This is a genomic window from Thermophilibacter immobilis, from assembly GCF_015277515.1.
Classification (GTDB): Bacteria; Actinomycetota; Coriobacteriia; order Coriobacteriales; family Atopobiaceae; genus Thermophilibacter; species Thermophilibacter immobilis.
The window spans coordinates 552,550-576,097 of the sequence record NZ_CP063767.1 but is presented as its reverse complement, the minus strand read 5'-3'; the positions used below and the strand labels follow the sequence as shown (position 1 = coordinate 576,097).

Below are 23,548 nucleotides of genomic sequence, written 5' to 3'. Positions count from 1 at the left end.
ACCCCGCACCGCCTTACTCCCTCGGGGACATAGCCTCTCGGACCTCGATGATCTCGTTTTTGCCCATGGCCTTCCTGCCGTCGGCGTCGCGTTCCAGCTCGGGAATCAGGGAGCGGTAGGCGTTCTCCGTCGCGTCGACGCGCGAGGACTTCTTGGCGTAGCGCTTAACGGCGGCCGCAGTCTTGGTGATGGACTGTAGGGTGCCCGCCCCCGCGACGCAGCCGCCCGGACAGGCCATGCCCTCAAGCAGGTAGCCGGGGTACTTTCCCCTGACGGCGTCCTTCATCATCTTGCGGCACTCCTCGAGGCCCTCCGCGTTCACCACGTTGACCTCGAGCTCGGGTTGGCTGCGGTGGATCGCGCCGACCACCGCGCTGGCCACCCCTCCCGAGACCGCAAAGCCACGCCCGGCAGCCGAGGCGACCTCGAAGTCGCTCGAGCCCTCCCCCGCCAGCTTGGCGTAGTCGATGTCGCGCGCCCGCATCATACCCGCCATCTCCTCGAACGTGAGGACGAAGTCGACCTCGGAGCGCACGGAGCTGCGCATGGCCTCGAGCTTCTTGGCCGAGCAGGGTCCCACAAAGACGATCTTGGCATGGGGGTGGCTTCTGCGGATGAGGCGGGCGGTGAGCGTCATGGGCGTGAGGGCCATCGAGATGCAGTCGGCCTGGTCGGGAAACTCCTTCTTGGCCATGACCGACCAGGCGGGGCAGCACGACGTGCCCATGAACGGGATCTTATCGGGCACCTCGGCGAGAAAGTCGTCAGCCTCCTGGACGGTGCAGAGGTCGGCGCCTATGGCCACCTCCTCCATGCCCGTGAAGCCGAGCCCGGTGAAGGCCTGACGCAGCTTGTCCACGTTGCCCCTGCCGCCGAACTGTCCCACGAACGCGGGCGCGACCTCGGCGATGACCTCGTCACCGGCATTTACGGCCTGGATGACCTGGTAGATCTGGCTCTTGTCGGCAATGGCCCCAAAGGGGCAGTTGATGAGGCACTGCCCGCAGGAGACGCACTTCTCGTAATCAATCTCGGCACGGCCCTGCTTGTCGGAGCCGATGGCGTGCATGCCGCAGGCCTCGGCGCAGGGGCGCATGTGATGCAGGATCGCGCGATAGGGGCAGACCTTCGCGCACATGCCGCAGTGGATGCACTTCTCCTGGTCGATATGGGCCTTCTTGTCCACGAACGAGATCGCGCCCTTGGGGCAGATCTCGCGGCAGGGGTGGGCGAGGCAGCCCTGGCAGGCGTTGCATACGCGATAGGTGTTGTCCTCGCACGCGTTGCAGGCGAACTTGATGACGTTCACCAGGGGCGGCTGGTAGTAGGTCTCGGCGACCGAGGCCGACTCCAGCCCGTCGGCCAGGCTCTGGGGCCGGTCGACGCCCTGGAGCGGCAGGCCCATGGCCAGGCGGATGCGCTCGCCCACGATGGCGCGCTCCAGAAACACGCTCTCGCGGTAGGTGGCCACGTCACCGGGGATGATCTGGTAGGGAAGCTCATCCATCTGGCGGGCGGCGTCGGCGTGGACGGCCGCGCTCTGCTCCGTGCCCTCGGCGACCCTGGCGGCTGCGCCCTGCGCGTAGGCGATCTTGGCCACCTCGGCGAAGACGTTGCGACGAATCTCGGTCAGGTTGGTGTAGACGCCACGCATGGTGTCGGCCATCGGGTCCCCTCTCCGGCTTGCTGAGCTCTCGGACGCTCCCCCCTCAGGAGCGCTCTCAGGTGTCTAGTATCGCGCAAAGAGGGATGGCGAGCGCGGGCGGGCAATGCCTCAGCTTCCGAGAAGCCTCTCGGCGCCCGGCCACGAGCCGAGCCGCGCGGGCCAGACGGTATGCAGCCGCAGGCGCTCGCCGGACACGGGATGGTCGAGCTCCTCCGCGTACGCGTGCAGGAGCAGACCCTCCTTCGAGCGAGCACCGCCGTACAGGACGTCGCCCACGATCGGAAAGCCCAGCGAGGCTAGGTGCACGCGAATCTGGTGACGCCGCCCGCTTCCCAGCTCCACCACGAGCAGCGTGCGCCCTCCCGCGGCGGCGAGGCGGCGCACGCGAGTCTGGGCCGGCTTGCCCTGCCCCGGGCGGCAGACGCGCATGCGCCGGGAGTCGTGACGGTCCCTGCCCATGGGAGCATCCACGACCCGGCTCTCCCACGCAGTGCGCCCCGCGACCACGGCGAGGTAGCGCTTGCGCATCGTATGGCCCGCCACCTGCGCGTCAAGGAGCGGCTGAGTGGCCTTGTCCAGCGAAAAGAGCACGAGCCCCGTGGTCGGGGCGTCCAGGCGCTGGACGGCCTGCCCCCGCGCGTTCGTGTGGCCGCACGCACCGAGGTGGTCCTCGACGAGGTCCGTGAGCGTGGGAGCCCCGGTGCCGTCTGCATGCACGATGAGGCCCGCCGGCTTGTCCACGGCGAGCAGGACCTCATCCTCAAAGACGATAGGGAGATGGACGTCTGATGCGTCACGCATAAGATTATCGTAAGGTTCACCGCTCATCGGCCGTTTTCCCCCTCCTACCAGAGCCCTTCCCCGTCCAAGGATACTGCCGGGCGCGCGAGTGGTCTACGCTCGGTGAGTTCAGCCCAAAAACAGATTGTTGAAACCAAGGCTTGGAGCCTGGAGGAACCATGACAAGAGAAACCCCCGACCCCCAGAAAGTCCCCAGTCCCGCAACGGACGAGACCACCGAGGACACAGCCGTCGAGCCGCTCGGCGTCATCGGTACGACCGGCCCCGACGATCTTGGCTCCGGCTCCGGCACCGAGTCCGAGGAGGACGTCGAGACGCGCCTCGCCTACGAGAGCCTCACGCGACACCGCAAGGCCCGTCGGCGCAAGAAGATCATCGCCGCGAGCGTGGCGGGCGGCATCATCCTCGTAGCCGGCGTCGCCTGGGCCGTGGTCGGCTCGATAGGCAGCCAGCAGGCGCAGGCGCCCACGCTCCAGACGACGCCCCTTGTACGGGGCGAGTTCTCGGAGTCCGTCCAGGCCACGGGCACCGCTCAGCCGCTTTCCTCGGTCGTGGTGACCCCCGAGGTCGACGGCATCATCGACGAGGTCAGCGTCGCCGAGGGCTCGACCGTCTCAGAGGGCGACACGCTGCTCACCATCAAGAACGACGAGCTCGATCGCGCGGTCCGCGAGGCCGAGATCAACGTCCGCTCCACCAAGGCCGCGCTCTCCTCGGCCCAGCAGACCTACGAGACCACCTATGCGGCCTACTACACCGTGGAGGAGGTCACCGCGGGCGACGTCCAGCAGGCGCAGGCAGAGCGCGACAGCGCCTCCCTCCAGCTCGAGGCCGCCCAGCAGACCTACGACCAGGCCGTCTCGACGACCGCCAAGCGTACCGTCACCGCCCCGTCTTCGGGCTCGGTCGTGGTCATGAACGCCGTCTCTGGCGCCGCCGTGGGGTCGGGCGCGGAGTCTGCCACGAGCACGGGCGCGAGCTCCTCCGCCTCCTCGCTCATCCAGATCGCCGACCTCTCGCAGATGAGCGTCAAGGTGCAGGTCAACGAGGTGGACATCTCCAAGATCTCCGTGGGCCAGGCCGCGCGCGTGAGCTTCTCGGCGCTCCCGGGCACGGTGCTCGACGCCCAGGTCACGCGCATCTCCACCGTGGCGTCCTCCGACGCCGCCGCGAACCCCTACGGCTACTCCGACTCCGGCGTGGTGACCTACGACGTGGAGCTGCTCATCCCCGAGCCCACCGCCGAGCTCAAGCCCGGCATGACGGCCAGCGTGGAGATTCTCATGCAGAACGTGCCCGACGCGCTCACGGTACCCGCCTCCGCGCTCGCGACCGACGACGGCGCGACCTTCTACCTCTACGTGATGAGCGACCCCGCCACCCAGGAGTGCGAGCGCCGCGAGGTCAGCGTGGTGGCGCAGAGCGCGACGACCGCCGCCATCGAGGGCGACGTGGCCGAGGGCGACCTCGTGGTCCTGGACCCGTACGCCGTGAGCGGGACGGGCACGGCATCGTCCGACGTCGACGGCAGCGCGGCGACCGTCGGCGAGCCCGAGGTCACGGACATCGACGCCACGCCGACCGGCGAGGCAAACTTCCCTGCCGAAGGCAGCGCGGCCGCATGACCCCCGTCATCGACGTCCAGGGCGCCTACCGCATCTACGAGACGGCGGCCGGCTTCACCCCCGCCCTGCGCGGCGTGAGCCTCTCGGTGGCACGCGGCGAGTTTCTCGCCATCATGGGGCCGTCGGGCTCGGGCAAGTCAACGCTCATGAACATCCTGGGCTGCCTCGACAAACCCACGACCGGCTTCTATCGCCTCGAGGGCCTCGAAGTCTCCGAGCTCTCCGACGACGACCTCGCCACGGTTCGCTCCACGCGCCTGGGCTTCGTCTTCCAGTCGTTCAACCTCCTGCCACGCACCACGGTCCTGCGCAACGTCATGCTGCCGCTCATCTACTCCGACGTGCCCGTGCGCGACCGCGAGCTGCGCGCGTGGAGGGCCCTGCGCTCGGTGGGCCTGCCCGAGGAGCACTACCTCCACCATTCCAACGAGCTGTCCGGAGGCCAAATGCAGCGCGTCGCCATCGCGCGGGCCCTGGTCAACGACCCGGCGCTCGTCCTGGCCGACGAGCCCACGGGCAACCTCGACACCACCACCGGCGAGATGGTCATGGGGACCTTTCGGCGCCTACAGCGGCGGGGCAAGACGATCGTGGTCATCACGCACGACGCGGAGGTCGCTGCCTGGGCCGACCGCACCGTGCACATCCGCGACGGCCGCCTGCTGAGCGACGAGGAGGAGCGCGCCTACCTGGCCCGCCTCGCAGAGCAGGGCAACAAGACCCAGGAGGTGCCGCGCGCATGAGAATCCGCGACCTGCTCTACGAGACCTTCACCGCCATCTCGGCGAACCGCGTGCGGAGCCTGCTCACGGTGCTGGGAATCGTCATCGGCATCGGTGCCGTCATCGCGATCACCTCGCTCATCGACGGCATGAAGATGCAGCTCGTGAGCCAGCTTGGCCTCAACATGAGCCGCATGGTCTCCATCACCTGCTGGCCTCCGGGCAACCAGCCCCTCGACGAGGCCGACATCGAGAAGATCGGGCAGGACCTCGCGAGCGACTACGAGTTCGTGACCGGCTACACGTACACGGGATCGCCGGCCTCCTCGACGACCGCCGACGTCGACATGCTGCAGGTCACCGCCTGCAGGCCGGAGTACTTCACGGGAATGGGCATCACGGCCGAGAGGGGCCGGCTCTTCTCGGCCGACGAGGTCGAGGACGGGGGCATGGTCGTGGTGCTGGGCGGGAGCTCCGTGAAGAACCTCTTTGGCTCGCCCGACGCCGACGCGGTGGGACAGACCGTGCGCATCGGAAACGACCGGTACACCGTCATCGGCACCGTCGCCGACGCGATGGGCTACCAGGACAACCCGCTCGCCTACCTGCCCACCACGACGGCCACGACCCGACTCATCGGGCAGCAGGTCGGCTCCTACTGGGACATCATCGGCTTCGCGCACGAGGGGATGGACATGTACGCCGTGGCCGCCGACACCGACTCCTACCTGCGCACGCGCTACGAGATCGGCGAGGCGGACCCCAACGGGGGCGGCAACAGCGACGAGGGCTTCGTCGACGTGCGGACGGCCCAGGAGGCAATCGACCAGCTCGACCAGACGATGGCGTCCTTCAGGATGCTCGCGCTCGCCGTAGCGAGCGTATCGCTGCTCGTGGGGGGCATCGGCATCATGAACATGATGCTCACCAACGTCACCGAGCGCATCCGCGAGATCGGCCTGCGCAAGGCACTTGGTGCGCGGAGCGCCGACGTCACCAAGCAGTTCCTGCTCGAGAGCGTCCTTCTCTGCCTGGTGGGCGGCGTCTTTGGCATCGCCGCGGGATATGGCGGCGCGTGGGCGCTCGCAGGGGTCGCCGGCGGGGCGCTCGGCTACGACAACCTGGTTCCCATCGTCTCGCCGGAGGCCGTGGCCATAGCGACGGGCATTTGCGTGGGCATCGGCGTGCTCTTTGGCTGGTACCCCGCCCGCCGCGCCGCCAGACTCGACCCCGTGGAGTCGCTGCGATACCAGTAGGTGGGGGCGGCACCTGGCCTCTAGCGTGCGGTGACCTTCTCGCCAGTCGTGCGCTCTTCCGCGGCCGCATCCTCGTTCACCGCAAGCCCCATGTAGGCGAGCATGGCATCAGCCGCTTCCTTGGCACCGGCCACGGCGTGCACGACGGTCTTGGCACCGGTGACCACATCGCCAGCTGCAAAGATGCCCGGCACCGTGGTCTGGTACGCATCGTCTACGACTAGAAGGCCGCGCTCATTGGGCTCGAGACCCGAGGTCGTGAGCACGAGCTTGTCCTTGGGTGCCTGCGATGCCGCAATGACCACCGTGTCGGCCGCCACGTGGTCGAGCGCGTCCTCATAACCCGTGACCTTGCCTTCCTCGCCGAAGATAGCCGTCTTGAACACGGGACCGTTCTCGTCTATCGCCTCGATGGCCTTACCGTAGACAATCTGCGCTCCGTCGAGCTCGGCGTACTCGATCTCGTCGGAGCTCGCCGAGACGTGCCTGGAGCGTGCGTAGAGCGTAACCTCACACGCGCCCTCGCGGATGGCCGAGCGCGCCACGTCCATGGCCACGTTGCCCACGCCGATGACGGCCACGCGCTCACCGACCGCGAAGCTCTGGGGGTTGACCAGGTAGTCGATACCGTAGATCACATTTCCGCGCGACTCGCCCGGGATGCCGAGCTTCTTGGCGCGCCACGTGCCCGTGCCCACGAATATGCTGTCGTAGCCGTCAGCGAGTAGGTCGTCCAGACGCAGAGCCCCGCCGATCGTGGTGGACGGGCGCACCCGCACGCCGAGGGCACACAGAATGGAACGATACTTCTGAACGAGCTGCCTGGGCAGGCGAAAGTCCGGAATGCCATACTCGAGCACGCCACCGATCTCGGTGCGCTGCTCGAAGATCGTGACGGCGCAGCCACGCTGCGCGAGCCTGAGGGCCACGGTGATGCCTGCCGGCCCCGACCCCACCACGGCCACGCGCCTGCCATTGGGCTCGGGCCTCTTGACGACCATGCGGTCGAGGTAGGTTCCAGAGATGTAGCTCTCTATGCTCGAGAAGTGCACCGGGGTCCCCTTGCACCCGCGCACGCAGGCCCCCTCGCACTGTTTGGAGTGGTTGCAGACGATGGCGCAGACGGCGCTCATCGGGTTGTTTCCAAAGAGCAGCGCGCCCGCTTCCTCCAAGCGGCGCTCCTTGAAGAGGCTGATCACCTCGGGGATGTGAGTGGCTACAGGACAACCCCGTAGCTGGCACAGAGGCCGCTTGCAGTTGAGGCAGCGATCGGCCTCCTCAATGATGTGAATTGCCACTTCTTCCCCTCCGGACTCCCACGAACGTCTACCTGAAAGTCATTATCGCGAGCCTGAGCGCACGGTCTACTCCCAGATTTCTGCTCAACTCAATAAAATGCATAATAGGTGCTGTGTTTGTATATCGTATGCATAGGCTTTTCCATCGGCACGGAAATGCGCCGGCCAATTGGGACTTGTCAATAGATTTCCGATGACCTCCCGAGTATCACGGCACCATCCCTTCGGAAAAGCACTGGTCAAAGGCTCGCTCGAAGAGCTGCTACTTGGCCTCTTCTCCAAAATCTATTGACAAGTCCCCTTGGGGTCTCACGGAAGCCTTCAAAACCGCTTTCTCGTGTGCGCAATGAGAAAGTCGTGCAAATCGTGCTGAACCATCTTCTGCTCGAGCGTGAACTCGCGATGGGAAAGGTCAAAGCGCTCCTCCACCATCCACATGTAATCATCAAATATGTCGGCGGTCCTAATCTGGTTATATGTTGCAGAGACAGTTTTCACCTCCATGGCCTCAAGAACGTTCCTGCGCGTCTGCGTATGATCGAGGCGGTACTTTCCCGTGTGGAACTCCGCACTGTCATACTCTGAATTGCTCATAATGCCCGGTATGAAAATATCCCCGACAAAGTAGCTGGCACCAGCGAGGCGACGCAGCTCAGGCCTCACATCGATTCTCTGGTTCGCCACTATGTGCGGCAGGGCCCATCCACCCATCTTCACGGGAAGCGCGTACTCCATGCCAAGGAGCACCTCCATGGGTGAGGCCGTGTTGGCCACCACGTACCTGAGGGCTCGCCGCGCCCGCGCCATCCCATAGGCGTGCGGAACCTTGTCCAAGAAGGCACCGATGACCTCGGGAGTCGTCAGAGGCTGCCGCTTGCCGGTGTATCCGTACCCCTTGTCATCGATCGAAAAGGCCCCGCAGAGATAGCATCCCAACTCGATGATCTCCTTGAGTTCAAGGTGTCCCGCCATCAGAAGAAACGTGAGCTCCGGGGAGGCAATTCTTGTCGAACCACTCAGAAGATAGAAAGATCCGGGAGGCACGGGCCCGCTCCATACGTGCGCCGTAGCTCCGCTAAGCGCGCGGCAGAGTCCTCTTTCGGCCACGAGCAGATGGAGGGGGTCAGCCTTTGTGTGCTCAAAGGAGAGCGTCTGGGATTTGATGAGTCCACTGTTTATCTCAGCCTGAGCGAGACTCAGATCGGGCGCCACTTCGGGAACGCACTCGTCCCCCGTCTTAGTAAGCCAGTAGCGCACTGCCGATTCGTTACCAATGAAAAGCCCCATGCCTGCCCACCTCTCGTCGAGTGAGCATCACTTTAGCAACCTGACCTTCCCCGAACCTTCCCCCAGTCTTACGCGGTAGTTCTAGATTTATATAATATACCAAGTTTAATTATATTTTCTAGAACATATTATTCTATGTGCTCAGCCCGATAGCAACGGCTGGGCACAACAAAACAAACATGACTCGTCAATGGGGCAGATTCCCTTTGCCCTCGCATGAATTCAAAATCTCCTAGCTCAAGCGCGCGACGACGGCCTCGGCAAGCTCGGCCATGGGCACCTGAACCTGCTCGTGCGTGGACATGTCACGAATCGTGGCCATGCCCGCCGCCACCTCGTCGGGGCCAAGGACCACGGCAAGAAGCGCATGAAGCTTGTCAGCTTGCTTGAACTGGCTCTTGAGCGAGCGTCCCTGGTAGTCTGCCTCTGCGCGAATGCCCGCCTGACGCAGGGACAACGTTGCCACAAAGACCGCCTGACGCTCGTCGGCCGAGGTTCCGGCCACGTAGACGCAGCTCGGCTCCTCCCCCGCCAGCTCGACGCCCTGTGCTGCCAGCGCAAGCACGATGCGCTCGAAGCCAACCGCAAAGCCCAGGCCCGGCGTGGGCTTGCCTCCCTCGAGCTCCATGAGGCCATCGTAGCGGCCGCCGCCGCCGATGGCGCCCACGCCCGAGCCGGCGACCTCCACCTCGAAGACCGTACGGGTGTAGTAGTCGAGGCCGCGCACGAGGGTGGAGTCCTCCGCATAGGCCACGCCAGCCGCGTCAAGGTAGCGCTTGACCTGCGCGTAGTGGGCGGCACAGTCATCGCAGAGGTTCTCGGGTGCCAGGGGGGCGCCTTTCATGACCTCCCGGCAGTAATCATTCTTGCAGTCGAAGGCGCGCAGCGGGTTGACCTCGGCGCGCTCGAGGCACTCCTCGCACATCTCGTCGGCATGGTCGAGGATGAAGGAGCGGACCTTCTCGCGGTAAGCGGGGCGGCAGGCGGCGTCCCCCATCGAGTTGATAGAGAGGGTGAGCCTAGCCGGGTCGAAGCCCAGGCGCTTGAAGTACTCCATGAGCATGATGATGCACTCGGCGTCCGAGGCGGGATCGGGAGCGCCCAGCCACTCGACGCCCACCTGGTGAAACTGGCGCAGGCGACCCTTCTGCGGCCGCTCGCCGCGAAACATCGGCTCGGCGTACCAGAGCTTGACCGGGGCCGCTCCCTGCGGCACGAAGTTGTTCTCCACTGCGGCGCGCACGACGCCGGCCGTGCCCTCGGGACGCAGGGCCATGCGCTGGCGCGGCTTGAGGCCGGACTCCGATCCCTTGGCGAGAAGACCGTCCAGAAGCGCGCCGGAGAACGCGCGGAACATCTCCTTGCGCACCACATCCGTGGACTCGCCGATACCGTGGACGAAGGTGTCGACCTGCTCGAGCGCCGGGGTCTCGATCATGTCGAACCCGTACGCGCCAAACAGCTCGCGCGCCACGTCCTGCATGCGCTGCCAGGCGCGCATGTGGCTGCCGTAGAGGTCCTCGGTGCCCTGAACCTTCTGTCCCATCGTGTGCCCTTCTGCCGTGCGAGTCTGCTGATGATTCAGTATAGCGCGGCAGGCGAGCCACACGCCGCCGGCAGGGCGCGTATAAGGAGCATCATGCCAGCATGAGAAATTGAGGCAATCTTTTGATGCCCGAGCCCCCGTCGACACGCCGTGTGAAACGTTTTTCCAGTTGAGCGGCGTGAAGAACGGCGAGCGCCAGCGATTTACATCAAGAGTGTGCCCCAATTCCTGGGGGGCGCTCGTCCGGGGAGAAGCGCCCGCGAGACGAGAGGGGCCGCCCCGAAGGACGGCCCGTATGCGCCTTGCCGCAACCTCGCAATTCCGCACCGCACCGCGACTAGCGGCTACGCAACGTCGATCTTGTACACCCAGTCGTGCTTGTCCTCGAGCTCGCCGGACTGGATGCCGGTCAGGGTCTCGCGGAGCTTCTTCATGACGGGGCCCATCTCGTCGTGGCCGGCCGCGAAGCTGACCACGAGCTCGCCGTCGTGAATCTCCCCCACCGGCGAGATGACAGCCGCCGTGCCGCACAGGCCGCACTCCACGAACGCGCCATCGATGACCTCGTCCCATGCGACCGGGCGCTCCTCGATGGTCATGCCCAGGTCCTTGGCCACCTGCACGAGCGAGCGGCGCGTGATGGACGGCAGAATCGAGTCCGTGTGGGACTGAGGCACCACGAGCGTGCCGTTCTCCTTGACAAAGAGCACGTTGGCTCCGCCGGTCTCCTCGACGTAGGTGCGGGTCTGGGAGTCCAGGTAGAGGTTCTCGGCATACCCCTCGGCGTGGGCCTCCATGCCGGCCTTGAGGCTCATGGCGTAGTTGAGGCCGGCCTTGATGTTGCCGGTTCCGTGGGGGGCGGCGCGATCGTACTCGGAGACGCGCAGCTTGATGGGCTTGAGGCCTCCCTTGAAGTAGGGTCCTACGGGGGTCACGAGGATGCGGAACTGGTAGGCGGGTGCCGGTGCCACGCCGATGACCTCGCCGGAGCCGATCATGAGCGGCCGCACGTAGAGCGTGGCGCCCGAGCCAAACGGCGGCACCCACGCAGCGTTGGCGGCCACGACCTGACGCACGGCGTCCACGAACCTGTCCTCGGGAAACGGGGGCATGACCAGGCGCTCGGCGGAATCGTACATGCGCTTGGCGTTCATGTTGGGACGGAAGCACACGATGTCGCCCGAGGCCGTCGTGTAGGCCTTGAGGCCCTCGAAGACCTCCTGGCAGTAGTGGAAGATGCCCGCGCATTCGGAGAGCGTGATGGTGTGGTCGGTCGTGAGGCCGCCCTCGTCCCAGGAGCCGCCCTTCCAGTTGCAGACGTAACTGTAGTCCGTGGGCTGATAGGCAAAGTCCAGGTTGCCCCAGTCGATGTCCTTCTTCTCCATGTGCTCATCCCCTTTTGGGGGCTCGACGCCCCCGCCTTGACCTGCGTGGTCTTGCTACCGTAGGCCCTTTTCAAGGCGTCTTGTGCCGCCGGCGTCAAGAGGTCCAGAGTTTTTAACAAAGCGCTTTACCAGAGCGCGTCAGAGGGGCCCCGGCCGTCAAGAGTCCCTTGGTCCGGGTGTACAATCTGCGCGCTCATCCATCGTCCAGCAGGAGGCCTCATCATGCGCATGTTCCGCAGCGACTACTCCGAGGGAGCCGCCCCCGAGATTCTCCGGGCGCTCGTCAGCACCAACGACGAGCAGGTCGCGGGCTACACCGAGGAGGGCGACGAGCACTGCGACCACGCCCGCGCGCTCATCCGCGCCGCCTGCGGACGCGACGACGTGGACGTGGAGTTCGCCATCGGCGGGACGTCGGCCAACGTCGTGGGCGTAACGGGGCTCCTCGACGACTGGGAGGGCGTCATCTGCACCAAAGACGCCCACATAAACGTGCACGAGACGGGTGCCGTGGGCGCATGCGGCCGCACCGTCCTGCCCACCGACGACGCGAACGGCTTCCTCACCCCAGAGGCCGCCGAGCGCGTCTGGCAGTTCCAGACCTCGACGGGCCGGCACATGACGCGCCCCGCCGCCGTCTACATCTCGGACACGACCGAGCTCGGCGGCGTCTGGGACCTCGCGCGCTTCGACGCCCTGTGCGACTGGGCCGACGCACGCGGCCTCAAGGTCTTCCTGGACGGGGCGCGCCTGGCCTCCGCGCTCACCTCGTCGGCTGCCGAGGGGCTCACGCTCGAGCACATCGCCGAGCGCTGCGCTGCCTTCTACCTGGGTGGGACCAAGAACGGCATGCTCTTCGGCGAGGCCCTTGTCATCGCCGACCCCAAGCTCAAGCGGGCTTTTCCCTACCTCATCAAGGAGCGCGCGGGGCTCCTGGCCAAGGGGCGCCTTCTGGGCGTGCAGTTCGAGGCCGCCTTCGAGCAGCCGGCTGATGGCAACGAGGCGCTCTGGTGGCGCCTGGCGAGAAACGCCAACGCCTGCGCCCTGCGCCTACGCGACGGCCTGGTGAGCCTGGGCTTCGAGCCGTACGGCGAGTCGGCCTCCAACCAGCAGTTCTTTGTGGTGAGCCCCGAGGTCACGCGCTCCCTTGAGGCTGCCTGCGGCTGCGAGACCTTCTACACGCTAAGCGACGGCAGGCTCGTCGTGCGCTTCGTGTCCTCGTGGGCCACGCGCGCCGCGGACGTCGACGAGCTTCTCACCCTCGCGGCAACGCTCGCGTAGACCCGCCCGCGCCGCTCCCGTCCTAGAGCTCGAGCCCCTCGAACGTGTCGAGCACCTCGTCGGCGCTGCTCACGTTCTGCTCAAGCGAGCCGCCCCGATACCCAAAGACGTAGCAGCCGGCGGCCCGGCCCGAGGCGATGCCCGTGGGCGAGTCCTCGAAGACCACCGCACGGGAGGGGCTGGCGTCCAGAAGGTCCAGAGCCGCGAGGTACGGGTCGGGCGCGGGCTTGCGCCGCCGGACCAGGTCCCCGCAGATTACCGCGTCGAAGTAGCCCGTCATGCCCAGGCGATTGAGCGCCGTGAGGATGCAGCGAGAGACGGTCGTGGACACGAGCCCCACACGCACCCCACGCCCGCGAAGCTCCTCCAAAAGCGTCAGGGACCCGGGCTCAGGAGCAAGGTCGGCCTCGTGATACGTGCGGTAGCACTCGTCGCGCTCGCGCATGTAGTCCTCGAGCGTGCCGCGCGCGTCGTAGCGCTCGAGCAGCGGGGGGACCGTCAGGTAGTCATCGCCGCCGGCGAGCCCGAGAAGGTCCTCCTCCGTGACGGGAACGCCCATCCCGTAGAAGATGTCGCGCAAAAGCGCGGTGTTGTGTACCTCCGTGTCGCACAGAGTCCCGTCGAAGTCGAACAGCGCCGCCTCGATGCGCCTCGGTCGTTCCATGCACTCCCCTTCCATTTGCCATCGAGCCTAGAGCATACCTTTAGACGCTCGCCTCGGCATACGAGACGTACGCCCGGCGTTCTATCCATCCAAAAAAACTCCTCCACCCCCGGCACGGGAATCACGGAGCGCCCGAAGCCACCTTCATTGCGCGTGACGATAACCCGAGCGTCGATGCGCTGCGCAGAATAACAGGCCTAGAGAATGTCATTGAGACGTCTCACAGAAAACTCCCCGTCTGGTTTTGGCAATCCAAGGCGGGAAAAGCGCCTCAAACTGACAAAACCAGACGGGGAGCGGGTGACAGCGGGGCAAGCGGGGCGACGCCGTCGCAAGCGGCCCCAGGTCCTTGGCACCAGAAACCCCTAGCGTCCGGACCCTAGCAGCTCTTCATGACCACCTCGCGCACGATCTTGGAGACGTCGTCACAGGCGTCGAGACAGTACTCCATGCGGTCGAAGATGCGCAGCCAGGTGACCGCATACTTCCCGCCAAGTCCCTCATCCTCGTGGAAGAGGCGACGCAGGGCGGTCTGATAGACGGTGTCGCCCTGGTCCTCGATGTTGCCCACGTTGATGGCCTTCTCCATGACCACCTCGTCCTTCTGGTAGTTGGGGAGGTGGCCGATCATCTCCTGCATCTCCCTGACCGCCGTCAGGGTGAGGTCGGCGATCTGCTCGGCCTCGATGCGCCTGTCCTGGAGGTTGAACAGGTCGAGGCGCATGGTCACGCCGTACATGGCATCGGTCACGTCATCCATCGCAAGCGCGAGGTCACTGATGTCCTCACGATCGAACGGCGTGATGAACGAGTCGTAGAGCTTCTCCATGATGGCCTTCACGCGCTCGTCGCAGGTGGTCTCGTAGACCTTCATCTGCGGGATGCGGCTCATGCTGTCGGGAAAGTCGTGGATGATATTCGTGTACTCCTCTGCCGTCTCGGTGATGAGGGCGGCAAAGTCCTTGAGCATGGTGTAGAAGACGTCTTCCTTCTTGGCACGGGCCATGGAAACTCCTTTGCTTGGCGGCAAGACACGATGAGCGCGGGACGCGAGAGACGCACGCCCTAGAACAGAACCAGGAACAGCTTGGCGAGGACGAACCCGATGATGCCGCAGCCGGGGAACGTGAAGACCCAGGTGAGGACCATCTCCTTGGCCACCCCCCAGTGAACCGAGCGGGGATCCTTGGCGGCACCCGCCCCCATGATGGCAGCGGTCTTGGTGTGCGTGGTGGAGACCGGCAGACCCGTCAGGGTGGCGATCAGCAGAGCTATGGTGGCGCTCACCGAGGCCGCGAACCCCTGGTACTTGTCGAGGCGCACCATCTCCATGCCGACCTTCTTGATGATCTTCTTGCCGCCCACGGCCGTGCCGAGCGCCATGACCGCAGCGCAGATGACCTCGATCCAGAGGGGGAAGTTGCCCATGTCGCCCATCGTGAGGTTGAGCGAGAGGGCAATCGCAAGCATGGCGGTGGACATGAATTTCTGCCCGTCCTGGGCGCCGTGCATGAGCGCCACGCCAGCGGCGCCAATCACCTGCATGTGGCCGAAGAAGCTGTTGGCGCGCTTGCGACTTGCGTTGGCGCAGAGATGGGGGATTACCTTCGCGATGGCCCAGCCGGCCAAAAACCCGAGGACCGTGGACAGGACGAGGCCATAGATGACCTTGACCCACTCGGAGAAGTTCACGCCGCCGACGCCACCCGAGACCGCGATGGCCGCTCCGGTGAGCCCGGCGATAAGGGCGTGGCTCTCGCTCGTGGGGATGCCGAAGACCCAGGCGCCCAGGCCCCAGGCCACGATCCCCACGGTGGCAGCCGCCAGGGCGATAAGGGCAGCGTGGGAGTCTCCGCCAAAGTCAACCATGCCGCTCATAGTGTCCGCGACGGCCGTGGAGATGAACGACATGGCCACAAGACCGATGAAGTTGCAGATGACGCTCATGAGGATGGCCGCGTCGACGTCGATCGAGCGCGTTCCCACGGGCTCGGCGATGGCGTTGGCGGCGTCCGTGGCCCCGTTGACAAAGATGGTGCCCAGCACCAGAAGCATGACGACTAGCAGAAACGGATTGCTCGACAACGCGCCGAGGAACTGCTCGAAGCTTATCAACAGGCACTCTCTTCCTCTAACGAGCCCCAAAAGCAGCCCGTTGCCCCGCCCCTATGTCACAGCTTTGTTAACGCCCGGATAAGGATAGCGTAAACCGCGACGTCAAAGAGCCAGAAAGGGTCGCGCCCATCTCAACTGGACATGCGTTACCGTGAGCTTACCTTGTCGGCGTGCCTGCTGCCCAAGAGCACTGGCTCAAACGACGTGCGACGGGGCCCTTTGGCCGGCAAAGGGGACTTGTCAATAGATTTGCGTGATACCCTCAAGTAGCCGACAAAACGACGAGCCTTCTACCTGGTAGTTCTTTGCCAAGAAAGACCGAGCTAGTCGACCTTTCCGCGCAAATCTATTGACAAGTCCCGTTTTCCTTCCGCAGGCCATGAAAAAGGGTCCGCAACGACCGTGGCACGTCGCTGCGGACCCCCTCATGGAAAGCTGAAGGCCTTACTTTCTACCGTGCGAGCGACGCATGGCGCTAGCCGCGCCGAGTGAGGCCACGGCGGCCAGGAGAAGGCCGCCCATGCCGGTGAAGCTCGCGTCGCCGGTGCCAGGAAGCTTGGGCTTAACGGTAGTGGTGGTGGTAGTAGCAGAGACGGGAGCATCCGCCACCTTGCCGAGCGAGAGCACGCCGTCAGACACACGGTCGTTGTCGTCGTGCAGCGAGATGGCCAGCGGATCGGCCGCCTGGTAGCCCTCGGGAACCGTCGTCTCCCTAAGCTCGTAGTCACCATAGGTGACGTCGGGGATCGTGAGGGTTCCGTCAGTGCCGGTGGTCGCCGAGATCGGCAGGCCATTAGCGCCGAGGACGAGGCTGCCATCGAGGTCGTAGAGGGTGAACGTCGCGCCCGCGAGCGGGGCTCCCGTGACCGCGTCGACCTTGGTGAGGGTTATGGAGCCCACCTTAAGCACGTCCGCGATGGTGACGGAGGCGTCGCGCGCGCCGGCGGCATCGGAGTTGGAAAGAGTCACGATGACGTCATCTGCCAGGGCATAGTCTCCCGGTGCGAACGTCTCATGGAGCGTGTAGGTGGTCTCACCCGTGGCACTCAGCGGTAGCTCGGAGAACGAGGTGATGCCGTTCTCACCGGTCGTCGCCGTTGCGACCACCTGTCCTGAGGCGTCAAGGAGCTGGAACGTGGCGCCCGAGAGCGGTGCCGTACCCGTCTCGTCGGTCTTGAGGAGGGTGATGCTGCCAAACGGAGCGTCGACCTGGTCAGCGAGCGTCAAGACGTGCGTCTGGCCGTCTGTGACCACGTCGGCGTTTTTGTCGTTGAGCGTGAAGGTCACGTCGTCGACCTTGAAGTAGACGTCGTCGTTGGGGGTCTTTGTCTCGCGGAGGGTGTACGCGGAGTCCGAGTAGGGAACGCCCTCGAACGTCACGACGCCGTCCGCGTCAGACGTGGCCGTCGCGATGAAGCCGCCGTCGGCACGGGCCAGGGAGAACTCGGCGCCCCGGAGCGGCGTGGCCCCGTCGGTCTTGACAAAGCTCACGGTTCCGGTGGAGGGCTCGTCGATGACGCTCCCCAGGTCAAGCGTGCCCTCGATGATTGCATCGTTGTCATCACGAAGGGAGATGGCGATGTCGTCACAGACCTCGTGGTTGGAGGCGGGCGTCGTCTCACGCAGGACGTAGTCGCCGTAGGGGACGTCACTCAGCTCGACCATGCCGGAGGCGTCGGAGATCGCCGTCAGGGGGCCCGACGCGTTGGAGATGACGTTGGTGCCCGTGGCGTCGTAGAGCATGAACGTGGCGCCCCCAAGCGGCGCGTCATCCTTGGCGCTGACCTTGGTGAGCCGGATGGTCCCCGACTCCTTGACGTTCGTGACGGCAAGGAAAACCTGGCGCTCCGCCGCGCTTTGCTCGGCGGAGATCGTAAAGGGGACGTCAGCAAAGGTCTGATAGTCTGCGGGCGTTGACACCTCGTGAAGCGTGTAGCTACCCAGGGGGAGGTCAGAAAAGGTGGCTGTTCCGTCGGCGTTGGTCGTCTGCGCGTCCATGACGTTGCCCGCAAAATCAAGTACCTGGAACTCTATGTCAGACATCACGGCCGTGGAGCCGCCCTCGTACTCAGCGGAGTACTTGGTCAGGGTCAGGCTACCCTGAGCGCTATCCGTCTGGTCGCCCAGGTCAAGCGCGTGCGTGGTGCCCTCGGACACGATCGCGTCGTTCGAGTCGTGGAGCGAGACGCTGATCGTGAGCGACGCGTAGCCAGCAGGCGCCTTGGTCTCCACGATCTGGTAGTCGCCATAGGGCACGTCAGCAAACGTGACCCTGCCATCCGCATCGCTCGTCTGAGGCTCGAAGCCTTCGACGGGATTGCCGTCGGTGTCGCACAGGGTGAACTCGGCACCGGCGAGCGGCTGGCCACCGTCACCCAGCTTGGTAAAGGTGACGCTGCCCGTCTTCAGATCGTCCGAGAAGATCGGAAGGCTCGCCACGGGGTCGCCCACGGGATTGCCCTGTTCATCGCAGAGCTGAATGCCGCCGCTCTTAAGCAGCTTGAACGAGTAGGACGCATCCGTGGACTCATGGTCGGTGGGGGCCGCCTGCTCCCTGACCGTGTAGAGCGTGTTGTAGTTAAGAAGGGAGAGGACGGTCTGGCCGTCGCCATCCGTGGCGTCTGAGGTGCGGATGAGGTTGCCGTAGGAGTCGTACAGCGCGAACGTCGCGCCCGAGAGGGGCGTCTCGGTCTCGCTCTGCTGCTTGGTGAGCGTTACGTCTCCCGTCGAGCCCCATGCGGAGCCATCGGAGGTCGAGTAGGCCACCTCCTGCTCGCTCGAGGTGGTCTCCTCGTGATACATGGAGCTCGTCAGGGAGATGGAGTTCGAGAAGGTCGTCCCGCTGGCGTAGGCCGGATCGACCGTCGTGCGGAAGACCAGCAGGCAGGGCTGTCCGTCTGCCACCCCGTCGGGCATGGTGAAGGTGAACGTGCGCGTCTCCGCGTCATACGCAACGTTGGCGGCCGTCAGGTCGATGGGCGTGCCGCTTACCGTCAGCTCTCCGTCAGCATAGGTTGGGGCGGGCGTCAGGGAGCCGTCTGCGTTCAGGGTCTGCGCATAGAGCTTCACCGAGGAGGTGTCGAGCGCCAGGCCCTCCTGCAGCTGGTCGGTCAGGGTGACGCCGTCGAGGGCGATCCCGTTCTGGTTCACCTCGACGGCCCAGTCGATGTAGGCCTTGCCCGAGGTGTAGTAGCCCGCCTTGTCGACGAGGGCGTTCTTGATGTCCTGAGTCCCCTTGTCCTTGGTGGAGGGATTCTGGTCGCTCTTCAGCGTGGCCTCATTGGTGATGGTCTTGGTGCCGTTCTGGCCGAAGTACTCGTCGTAGTCCTCTCCGGCCTTGTTGAGCTTCATCGTGAACGTGATGGTCTTCGTGCGCGATGCGAGGTCCGCACCGTTGAGGTCACCGAGGCTGATGGTAAGGAGCTTCGACTCCGTGTCATAGGTGTAGGAGGAAGCTGCAAGGGGCGCGCCATCCACCTGAATGCTGCTCTCGTCCAGGTCAAAGTCATCGAGACCATTGCCCGTGAGAGGGTCGGTGACGACGACGCCCGTGAGGGGGACCTGGCTCTCGTTGACCTTGACGCTCCACGTCAGCTCGTGCGTGGCGTAGTCGTAGGAGACCCCATCCTTGCTGATGACGGTCGGGTTGACCTTCTGGGTCGAGCCCGTGGTCGAGTCCTTGACCCCGCCCCCGGGAGACAGGGTGACCAAGTTCTCGTAGGAGCCGCTCGTGTTGCCGGCCCACACCGAGGGGTCCGTCAGCTCGGTCTGATACGTGATGGTATAGGTGTCGGAGGTGGCGCCGAAGTGATACGTGAGCACCGTCTCGGTCATGGCGGGGTCTGCCGGGTCAGTTGAGGAGAAGGACAGTGCACCCGTCAGCGTATTGGTAGGAGCGCCGTCCGTGATGGTAAAGGTATCCGGAAGATACTTCTGCCCCTTGGAGAGAGTGTCGGTGATGGTCGCGTCAGACAGTTCATTCTTGTTCGCGTTGACGACGATCTGCCAGGTGATCCGATGGGTCTCGGCATCATAGCCCAGCGCCGTCTTCCTAATGACGGAGTTGCCCGGTCCCACGCCCTCGGAGGTGTTCGAGGTGCCGCCCTCAAGGTAGGCGTTGTCATCGGCGGTCAGGGTAGCCGTGTTCTTGTACTCCCCCGAGTCGTGGTTCTGCTGCCAGTAGTCCTCAGGAAGGTTCGTCGAGAAGGTCAGGGTATGCGAGGCGTCGATGTCTCCCGCGCTGTAGGTGAGGGTGCCGTTCTCATACGTGAAGGAGGTAGAGGCGTCCCCGTCCAGCTTGACGGAGTCCTCGTCCAAGCTGAGCCCCTCTGGCAGGGTGTCAGTAATCTTCACGTTGTGCAGCTTGAGGGCGTCGGGGTTGAAGGTGATGGTCCAGTCAATCTGCCCGGTTTCCTCGTTGTACGCGCCGGTCTTGGTGAGATAGGTCGGCGTGGGCACGTCAACCTTCCCGTCAATGTCCTGGTCGGTGCCATCATGGGTGAAGGTCGCGCTGTTCGTGACCTGCTTGCCAAAGTACTGCGAGGGATCCGTGAGCTTCGTCTGGTAGGTAACCGTGACGACGTCCTCGAACGCGTTGGCGAACTCGTAGGCGAGGCTGCCCGTGGTACTGCTGTCATCGGCCACGGGAGCGTAGGAAAACGTCCCCGAACCCGTGGAAGTCAAGCTGTCATAGACGGTCCCGCTGCCCGACGTGACCTTGAAGGTGCCGTCGACATAGGTCTGCCCGGCAGCGCCACCAGGAGCTATGACGTCAGACAGCATACTGCCCGCAGTTATGGTCGTCTTGTTAGAGTTGAGAGTGAGCGTCCAGGTGATGGTTCCCGTGGCCGCGTCGTAGGTGCCCGTCTTGGAGTTTGTCGCCTCGGGCTGCGCGAAGTGCACCTCGACGTATTCGATCTTTCCGCCCACCTCGAAGGGGATCTTCACGATCTCGGTGTTCTCGATCTTCTCGACGTTGAACCGCGTGGTAATCGAGAAGGTGCCGCCCACTCCCTTGTGGGCCGAGACGAACTCCGTGAAGGTGACCGTGCCGACTCCGTCTGCTGTGACGTTGACCGTGGCGACCTTCTGGCCATCCAGCATCAGGTCCTGGGTAATCGGGCCGGAAAGCGCAATCTGCTCCGGCACCGTGAAGGAGTAGGTATCTCCCTCGTTGACCGTTGCGTCATCTGGGATTTTGAAGTCGTAGGTGATCTTGACGGGAGCGTCTTTTGCGACGTCCTCCCCGAGGGGCGTCCCGTCGGAGCTGGTAAGCTCTACGCTCGTGAAGAAGGGGAAGCTAACCGAGCTCCCTTCCGCATGGGCCTGCGTGACGAGCAGGAACGGCAGCTGCAGTGCAAGCAAAACTGCCGCAAGGATACTAAGTACCCCCCCCCCTCCCCCATCCGCTTTTTCGTCCGTCTCATTTGCGAATCCCTCCTCTTTTGCCGGCTCGTGCCGGTTTATGCGGTCCCGTGTGCTGACAGATCTATTGCATACCTCTAGCACTCTATCAAAAACCAAAGGTTTTCTTCAAGATTCAATCTGAAGTTGAAGATTTACCTCGTGAAGGGAGCACCCGGAGTGGAGCCCGCAGCCAAAAAAGGTCCGCAAGCCTGCAAAAAGCCCGGAGACCTTAAGAGTCCCCGAGCTCATCGAGCAGAGGTGTATGGCCTACCTACGTCCTAGTTCTCCTTGCGCCCGCGGTAGCGCGCGATAAGGGCACCCGCAATCAGGAGCGCTCCCACGCCGGCGGCAACTCCAATAGCCGTCAAGGGGGTCGTGTCCCCGGTCTTGGGAATCGCGACCTTCCTGGTAACCGTGGTCGTCGTCGTGGCCGTCGGAGGCGTTTGCGGCGTCGGCGGGGTCGGCGTCGCCGGGACGACGGTGTTGGTGATGATGAAGCCGCTCGTCGCGTCACCCGTAATCACGGGCTGCTTATAGCCGTCCGCCTGGTTCTCGCTCACAGTGTAGACGGAGTCTGTGGTTTTGTCCCCGTCTTTGTGCTGCGGAAGGTCCTTGAACGTTGCAGTCCAGCTATTGGCGGCGTTGAGCACCGCCGTGTCAATCCGGACGCCGTCACGGAGCAGGTACACTGTGACGGACTCAGGCTGGAGGCCGCGCGTGTCATTGCTATCGTCCCAGGCCTTGGTGACTGTGACGTCGCGCACTGGGTCGTCCATGCCGATGATGACGGAACCGTTGGTACCGATGCCGCCACCGCGCGGAGCGGAGTTGCCCGTGATAGAGAGCGTTGCGACGGTAGACGCAGCCTGGGCGGCCACGGACTCGACCTTGTCGTTCAGGGCAAGATCCTTCGCAGTCTCGGTGACCGAGCCGTCATACAGGTTCGTGCCCGGGAAGCGCGCCGCACCCTCCTCAGCCTCGCCTAAGTCACCTGCGGTCTTGATGGCACCGTCATCATACCAGGCGGCGCGCCCGCCGCCGAGAATGCGGTTCGAGAGGAGAAGCGCATAGGGGTCGCCCGTCGCTGCAGCCTTCTTCACAATCGATGCCATGTCGTTGCCCGCGCCCATGGCGGTATTGCCGTAGATGGCACCACCGTTGTTGACGTAGACGTGCACGTCGCCCGTGGGGCAGGACCAGAGGCCTCCGCCGATGATGCTTGCGGTATTGCCCGTCACCAGCGGCTTGTTCATCTGAATCTCGTAGGGAACGGCGGGCACGTAGACGCCACCGCCCTGCTTGCCGGCAAAGTTATTGGAGATGGTTCCCGCGTTAAGCGTTATCGCAGAGGATCCGGCGTACACGCCACCGCCCGTACCGCTCGCGTTATTGCTGGGATCATCAGGCGCCTGGTTGCCGGTGATGGTGCCGCCGTTCATGGTGAAGGCGGCAGGAGCCCATACGCTCCACTTTGTCTTCCAAAAGGACTGCGCCTGCTCCTCGGTCCAGTTATAGGAACTCATATAGAGAGACTTAAAATAGCCAACCCAGCCGTCCCATAGGCACACGCCGCCGCCCATGGTCACAGCAGTGTTGTTCGAGACGGTTCCTCCGCTCATGGTGAGTCTTCCGGCCATAAAGACCGTGACGCCGCCGCCCATGTCGGAGGAGGAGTTGTCGGCAATCACAGCCCCTTCGTTAATTACAGCAGTAGCAATAGCGCTGCCCGGGCTAAATTCCTGATCGTTGTTCCCCACGAAGACGCCACCGCTCAGGGAGCCCTCGTTATGGGAGATGGTGCCCCCGTTCATGACGAAGGAAGTCGCCTTCTCCGCACTGTCTACCGCAGAGATGTAGACCGGGGCGCCGCGGTTCGAGTCCGCCTTGTTCTGCGTGATCGTTCCGCCGTCCATGACGAGAGAGGCTCCGCCGTTGACGGTGATAACTCCGCTGAAGTATCCCGTCTGGTTTCCGGTAAAGAGCCCCTCGGTGAGTTGCATGGACGCTTCGGCCCCCGACACCACGATGGGCCCCTTGCCGGCGCTGGACGTGAAGTACACGTTCTGGAGCGTGCCGCCCTCCCAGTTGAGAGTTCCCTGGCAGGAGATAAAACCAGTGTTGCTCGTAGCGATTTTGCTGCCACCATCGAACACGAGCAGTCCATTGTCCGCGGAGCTTGTGGAGATGGTGAGCGTGGCGCCCGATGCCACCGTGAAAGCCGGCACGAGCCCCTTGAAGGTCACGGTGCGAGCCGTGCCGTCATCTACAAGGCGTATGTTCTGATCTGTCGCAAGGGTGATCTTCTTGGTAAGGGTGAGGTCTCCCGCGATGGTGATAACGGTCTCGGTGCCATTCGTGGGCGCAGCCGCAATCGCAGCGGACAGCTCGGTCTCGGAGGTGACTCCCGCAGCCCGCGCACTTACGGACAGGGAAGTCGCGGTTATCGCAGATTCGTCTGCGTCTTGCCGAGGCGCCACGGTGTTGACATCATCCGTG

At 64.3% G+C, this 23,548-nt stretch carries 15 protein-coding genes; 4 read left to right on the top strand and 11 right to left on the bottom strand.

From position 1 onward, the window contains the following. Positions 1 to 13: 13 nt before the first annotated feature. Entirely contained in the window at positions 14 to 1,666 is a 1,653-nt protein-coding gene (locus tag INP52_RS02580; protein ID WP_194372164.1) for a 4Fe-4S dicluster domain-containing protein, read from the bottom strand. A 108-nt stretch (positions 1,667 to 1,774) separates the two neighbouring features. Then, a complete protein-coding gene (locus INP52_RS02575) occupies positions 1,775 to 2,467 on the bottom strand; it encodes an RluA family pseudouridine synthase (RefSeq protein ID WP_194372163.1) in 693 nt (230 codons plus the stop codon). A gap of 158 nt (positions 2,468 to 2,625) precedes the next feature. On the opposite strand from INP52_RS02575, the gene INP52_RS02570 reads away from it, so the two are divergent. The 3 genes from INP52_RS02570 to INP52_RS02560 are packed head-to-tail and all read left to right on the top strand — an operon-like array spanning position 2,626 to position 6,070. Further along, complete coding sequence (locus INP52_RS02570; RefSeq protein WP_194372162.1) at positions 2,626 to 4,092, top strand: efflux RND transporter periplasmic adaptor subunit; 1,467 nt, start codon at positions 2,626 to 2,628, stop codon at positions 4,090 to 4,092. After that, positions 4,089 to 4,835, top strand: coding sequence for an ABC transporter ATP-binding protein (locus INP52_RS02565; RefSeq protein WP_194372160.1), 747 nt, complete (start codon positions 4,089 to 4,091; stop codon positions 4,833 to 4,835). The genes INP52_RS02570 and INP52_RS02565 overlap by 4 nt, the downstream gene beginning before the upstream one ends. Then, the gene (locus INP52_RS02560; protein WP_194372158.1) at positions 4,832 to 6,070 is read left to right on the top strand and encodes an ABC transporter permease; all 1,239 of its coding nucleotides are present in this window, start codon (positions 4,832 to 4,834) and stop codon (positions 6,068 to 6,070) included. The genes INP52_RS02565 and INP52_RS02560 overlap by 4 nt, the downstream gene beginning before the upstream one ends. 20 nt (positions 6,071 to 6,090) lie before the next feature. Here INP52_RS02560 and INP52_RS02555 read toward each other — a convergent pair whose 3' ends face one another. The 4 genes from INP52_RS02555 to INP52_RS02540 form a co-directional block, all read right to left on the bottom strand. Further along, positions 6,091 to 7,368, bottom strand: coding sequence for an FAD-dependent oxidoreductase (locus INP52_RS02555; RefSeq protein WP_194372156.1), 1,278 nt, complete (start codon positions 7,366 to 7,368; stop codon positions 6,091 to 6,093). Between the two features lie 321 nt (positions 7,369 to 7,689). Continuing rightward, on the bottom strand, positions 7,690 to 8,655 hold the full coding sequence (locus INP52_RS02550) for a hypothetical protein (protein WP_194372154.1): 966 nt from the start codon (positions 8,653 to 8,655) through the stop codon (positions 7,690 to 7,692). 232 nt (positions 8,656 to 8,887) lie between these two features. Continuing rightward, the gene (hisS, locus tag INP52_RS02545; protein WP_194372152.1) at positions 8,888 to 10,201 is read right to left on the bottom strand and encodes a histidine--tRNA ligase; all 1,314 of its coding nucleotides are present in this window, start codon (positions 10,199 to 10,201) and stop codon (positions 8,888 to 8,890) included. A 344-nt stretch (positions 10,202 to 10,545) separates the two neighbouring features. After that, positions 10,546 to 11,586 carry a branched-chain amino acid aminotransferase gene (locus tag INP52_RS02540; RefSeq protein WP_194372150.1) on the bottom strand — a complete coding sequence of 347 codons (1,041 nt, stop codon included), beginning with the start codon at positions 11,584 to 11,586 and terminating at the stop codon, positions 10,546 to 10,548. Positions 11,587 to 11,808: 222 nt separating this feature from the next. Here INP52_RS02540 and INP52_RS02535 point away from each other — a divergent pair, with 222 nt between their 5' ends. After that, positions 11,809 to 12,867, top strand: coding sequence for a threonine aldolase family protein (locus INP52_RS02535; RefSeq protein ID WP_194372148.1), 1,059 nt, complete (start codon positions 11,809 to 11,811; stop codon positions 12,865 to 12,867). A gap of 22 nt (positions 12,868 to 12,889) precedes the next feature. On the opposite strand, the gene INP52_RS02530 is transcribed toward INP52_RS02535, so the two are convergent. The 5 genes from INP52_RS02530 to INP52_RS02510 form a co-directional block, all read right to left on the bottom strand. Further along, positions 12,890 to 13,531: an HAD family hydrolase gene (locus tag INP52_RS02530; RefSeq protein ID WP_194372146.1), complete on the bottom strand. Its 642-nt coding sequence runs from the start codon at positions 13,529 to 13,531 to the stop codon at positions 12,890 to 12,892. A gap of 379 nt (positions 13,532 to 13,910) precedes the next feature. Further along, entirely contained in the window at positions 13,911 to 14,537 is a 627-nt protein-coding gene (locus INP52_RS02525) for a DUF47 domain-containing protein (RefSeq protein ID WP_194372144.1), read from the bottom strand. A gap of 59 nt (positions 14,538 to 14,596) precedes the next feature. After that, positions 14,597 to 15,646: an inorganic phosphate transporter gene (locus tag INP52_RS02520; RefSeq protein WP_194372141.1), complete on the bottom strand. Its 1,050-nt coding sequence runs from the start codon at positions 15,644 to 15,646 to the stop codon at positions 14,597 to 14,599. 444 nt (positions 15,647 to 16,090) lie between these two features. Continuing rightward, positions 16,091 to 21,010, bottom strand: a complete 4,920-nt coding sequence (locus tag INP52_RS02515; RefSeq protein WP_194372139.1) for a SpaA isopeptide-forming pilin-related protein — start codon at positions 21,008 to 21,010, stop codon at positions 16,091 to 16,093. Between the two features lie 320 nt (positions 21,011 to 21,330). Continuing rightward, a complete protein-coding gene (locus INP52_RS02510) occupies positions 21,331 to 23,529 on the bottom strand; it encodes a Cna B-type domain-containing protein (protein WP_194372137.1) in 2,199 nt (732 codons plus the stop codon). Positions 23,530 to 23,548 lie beyond the last annotated feature (19 nt).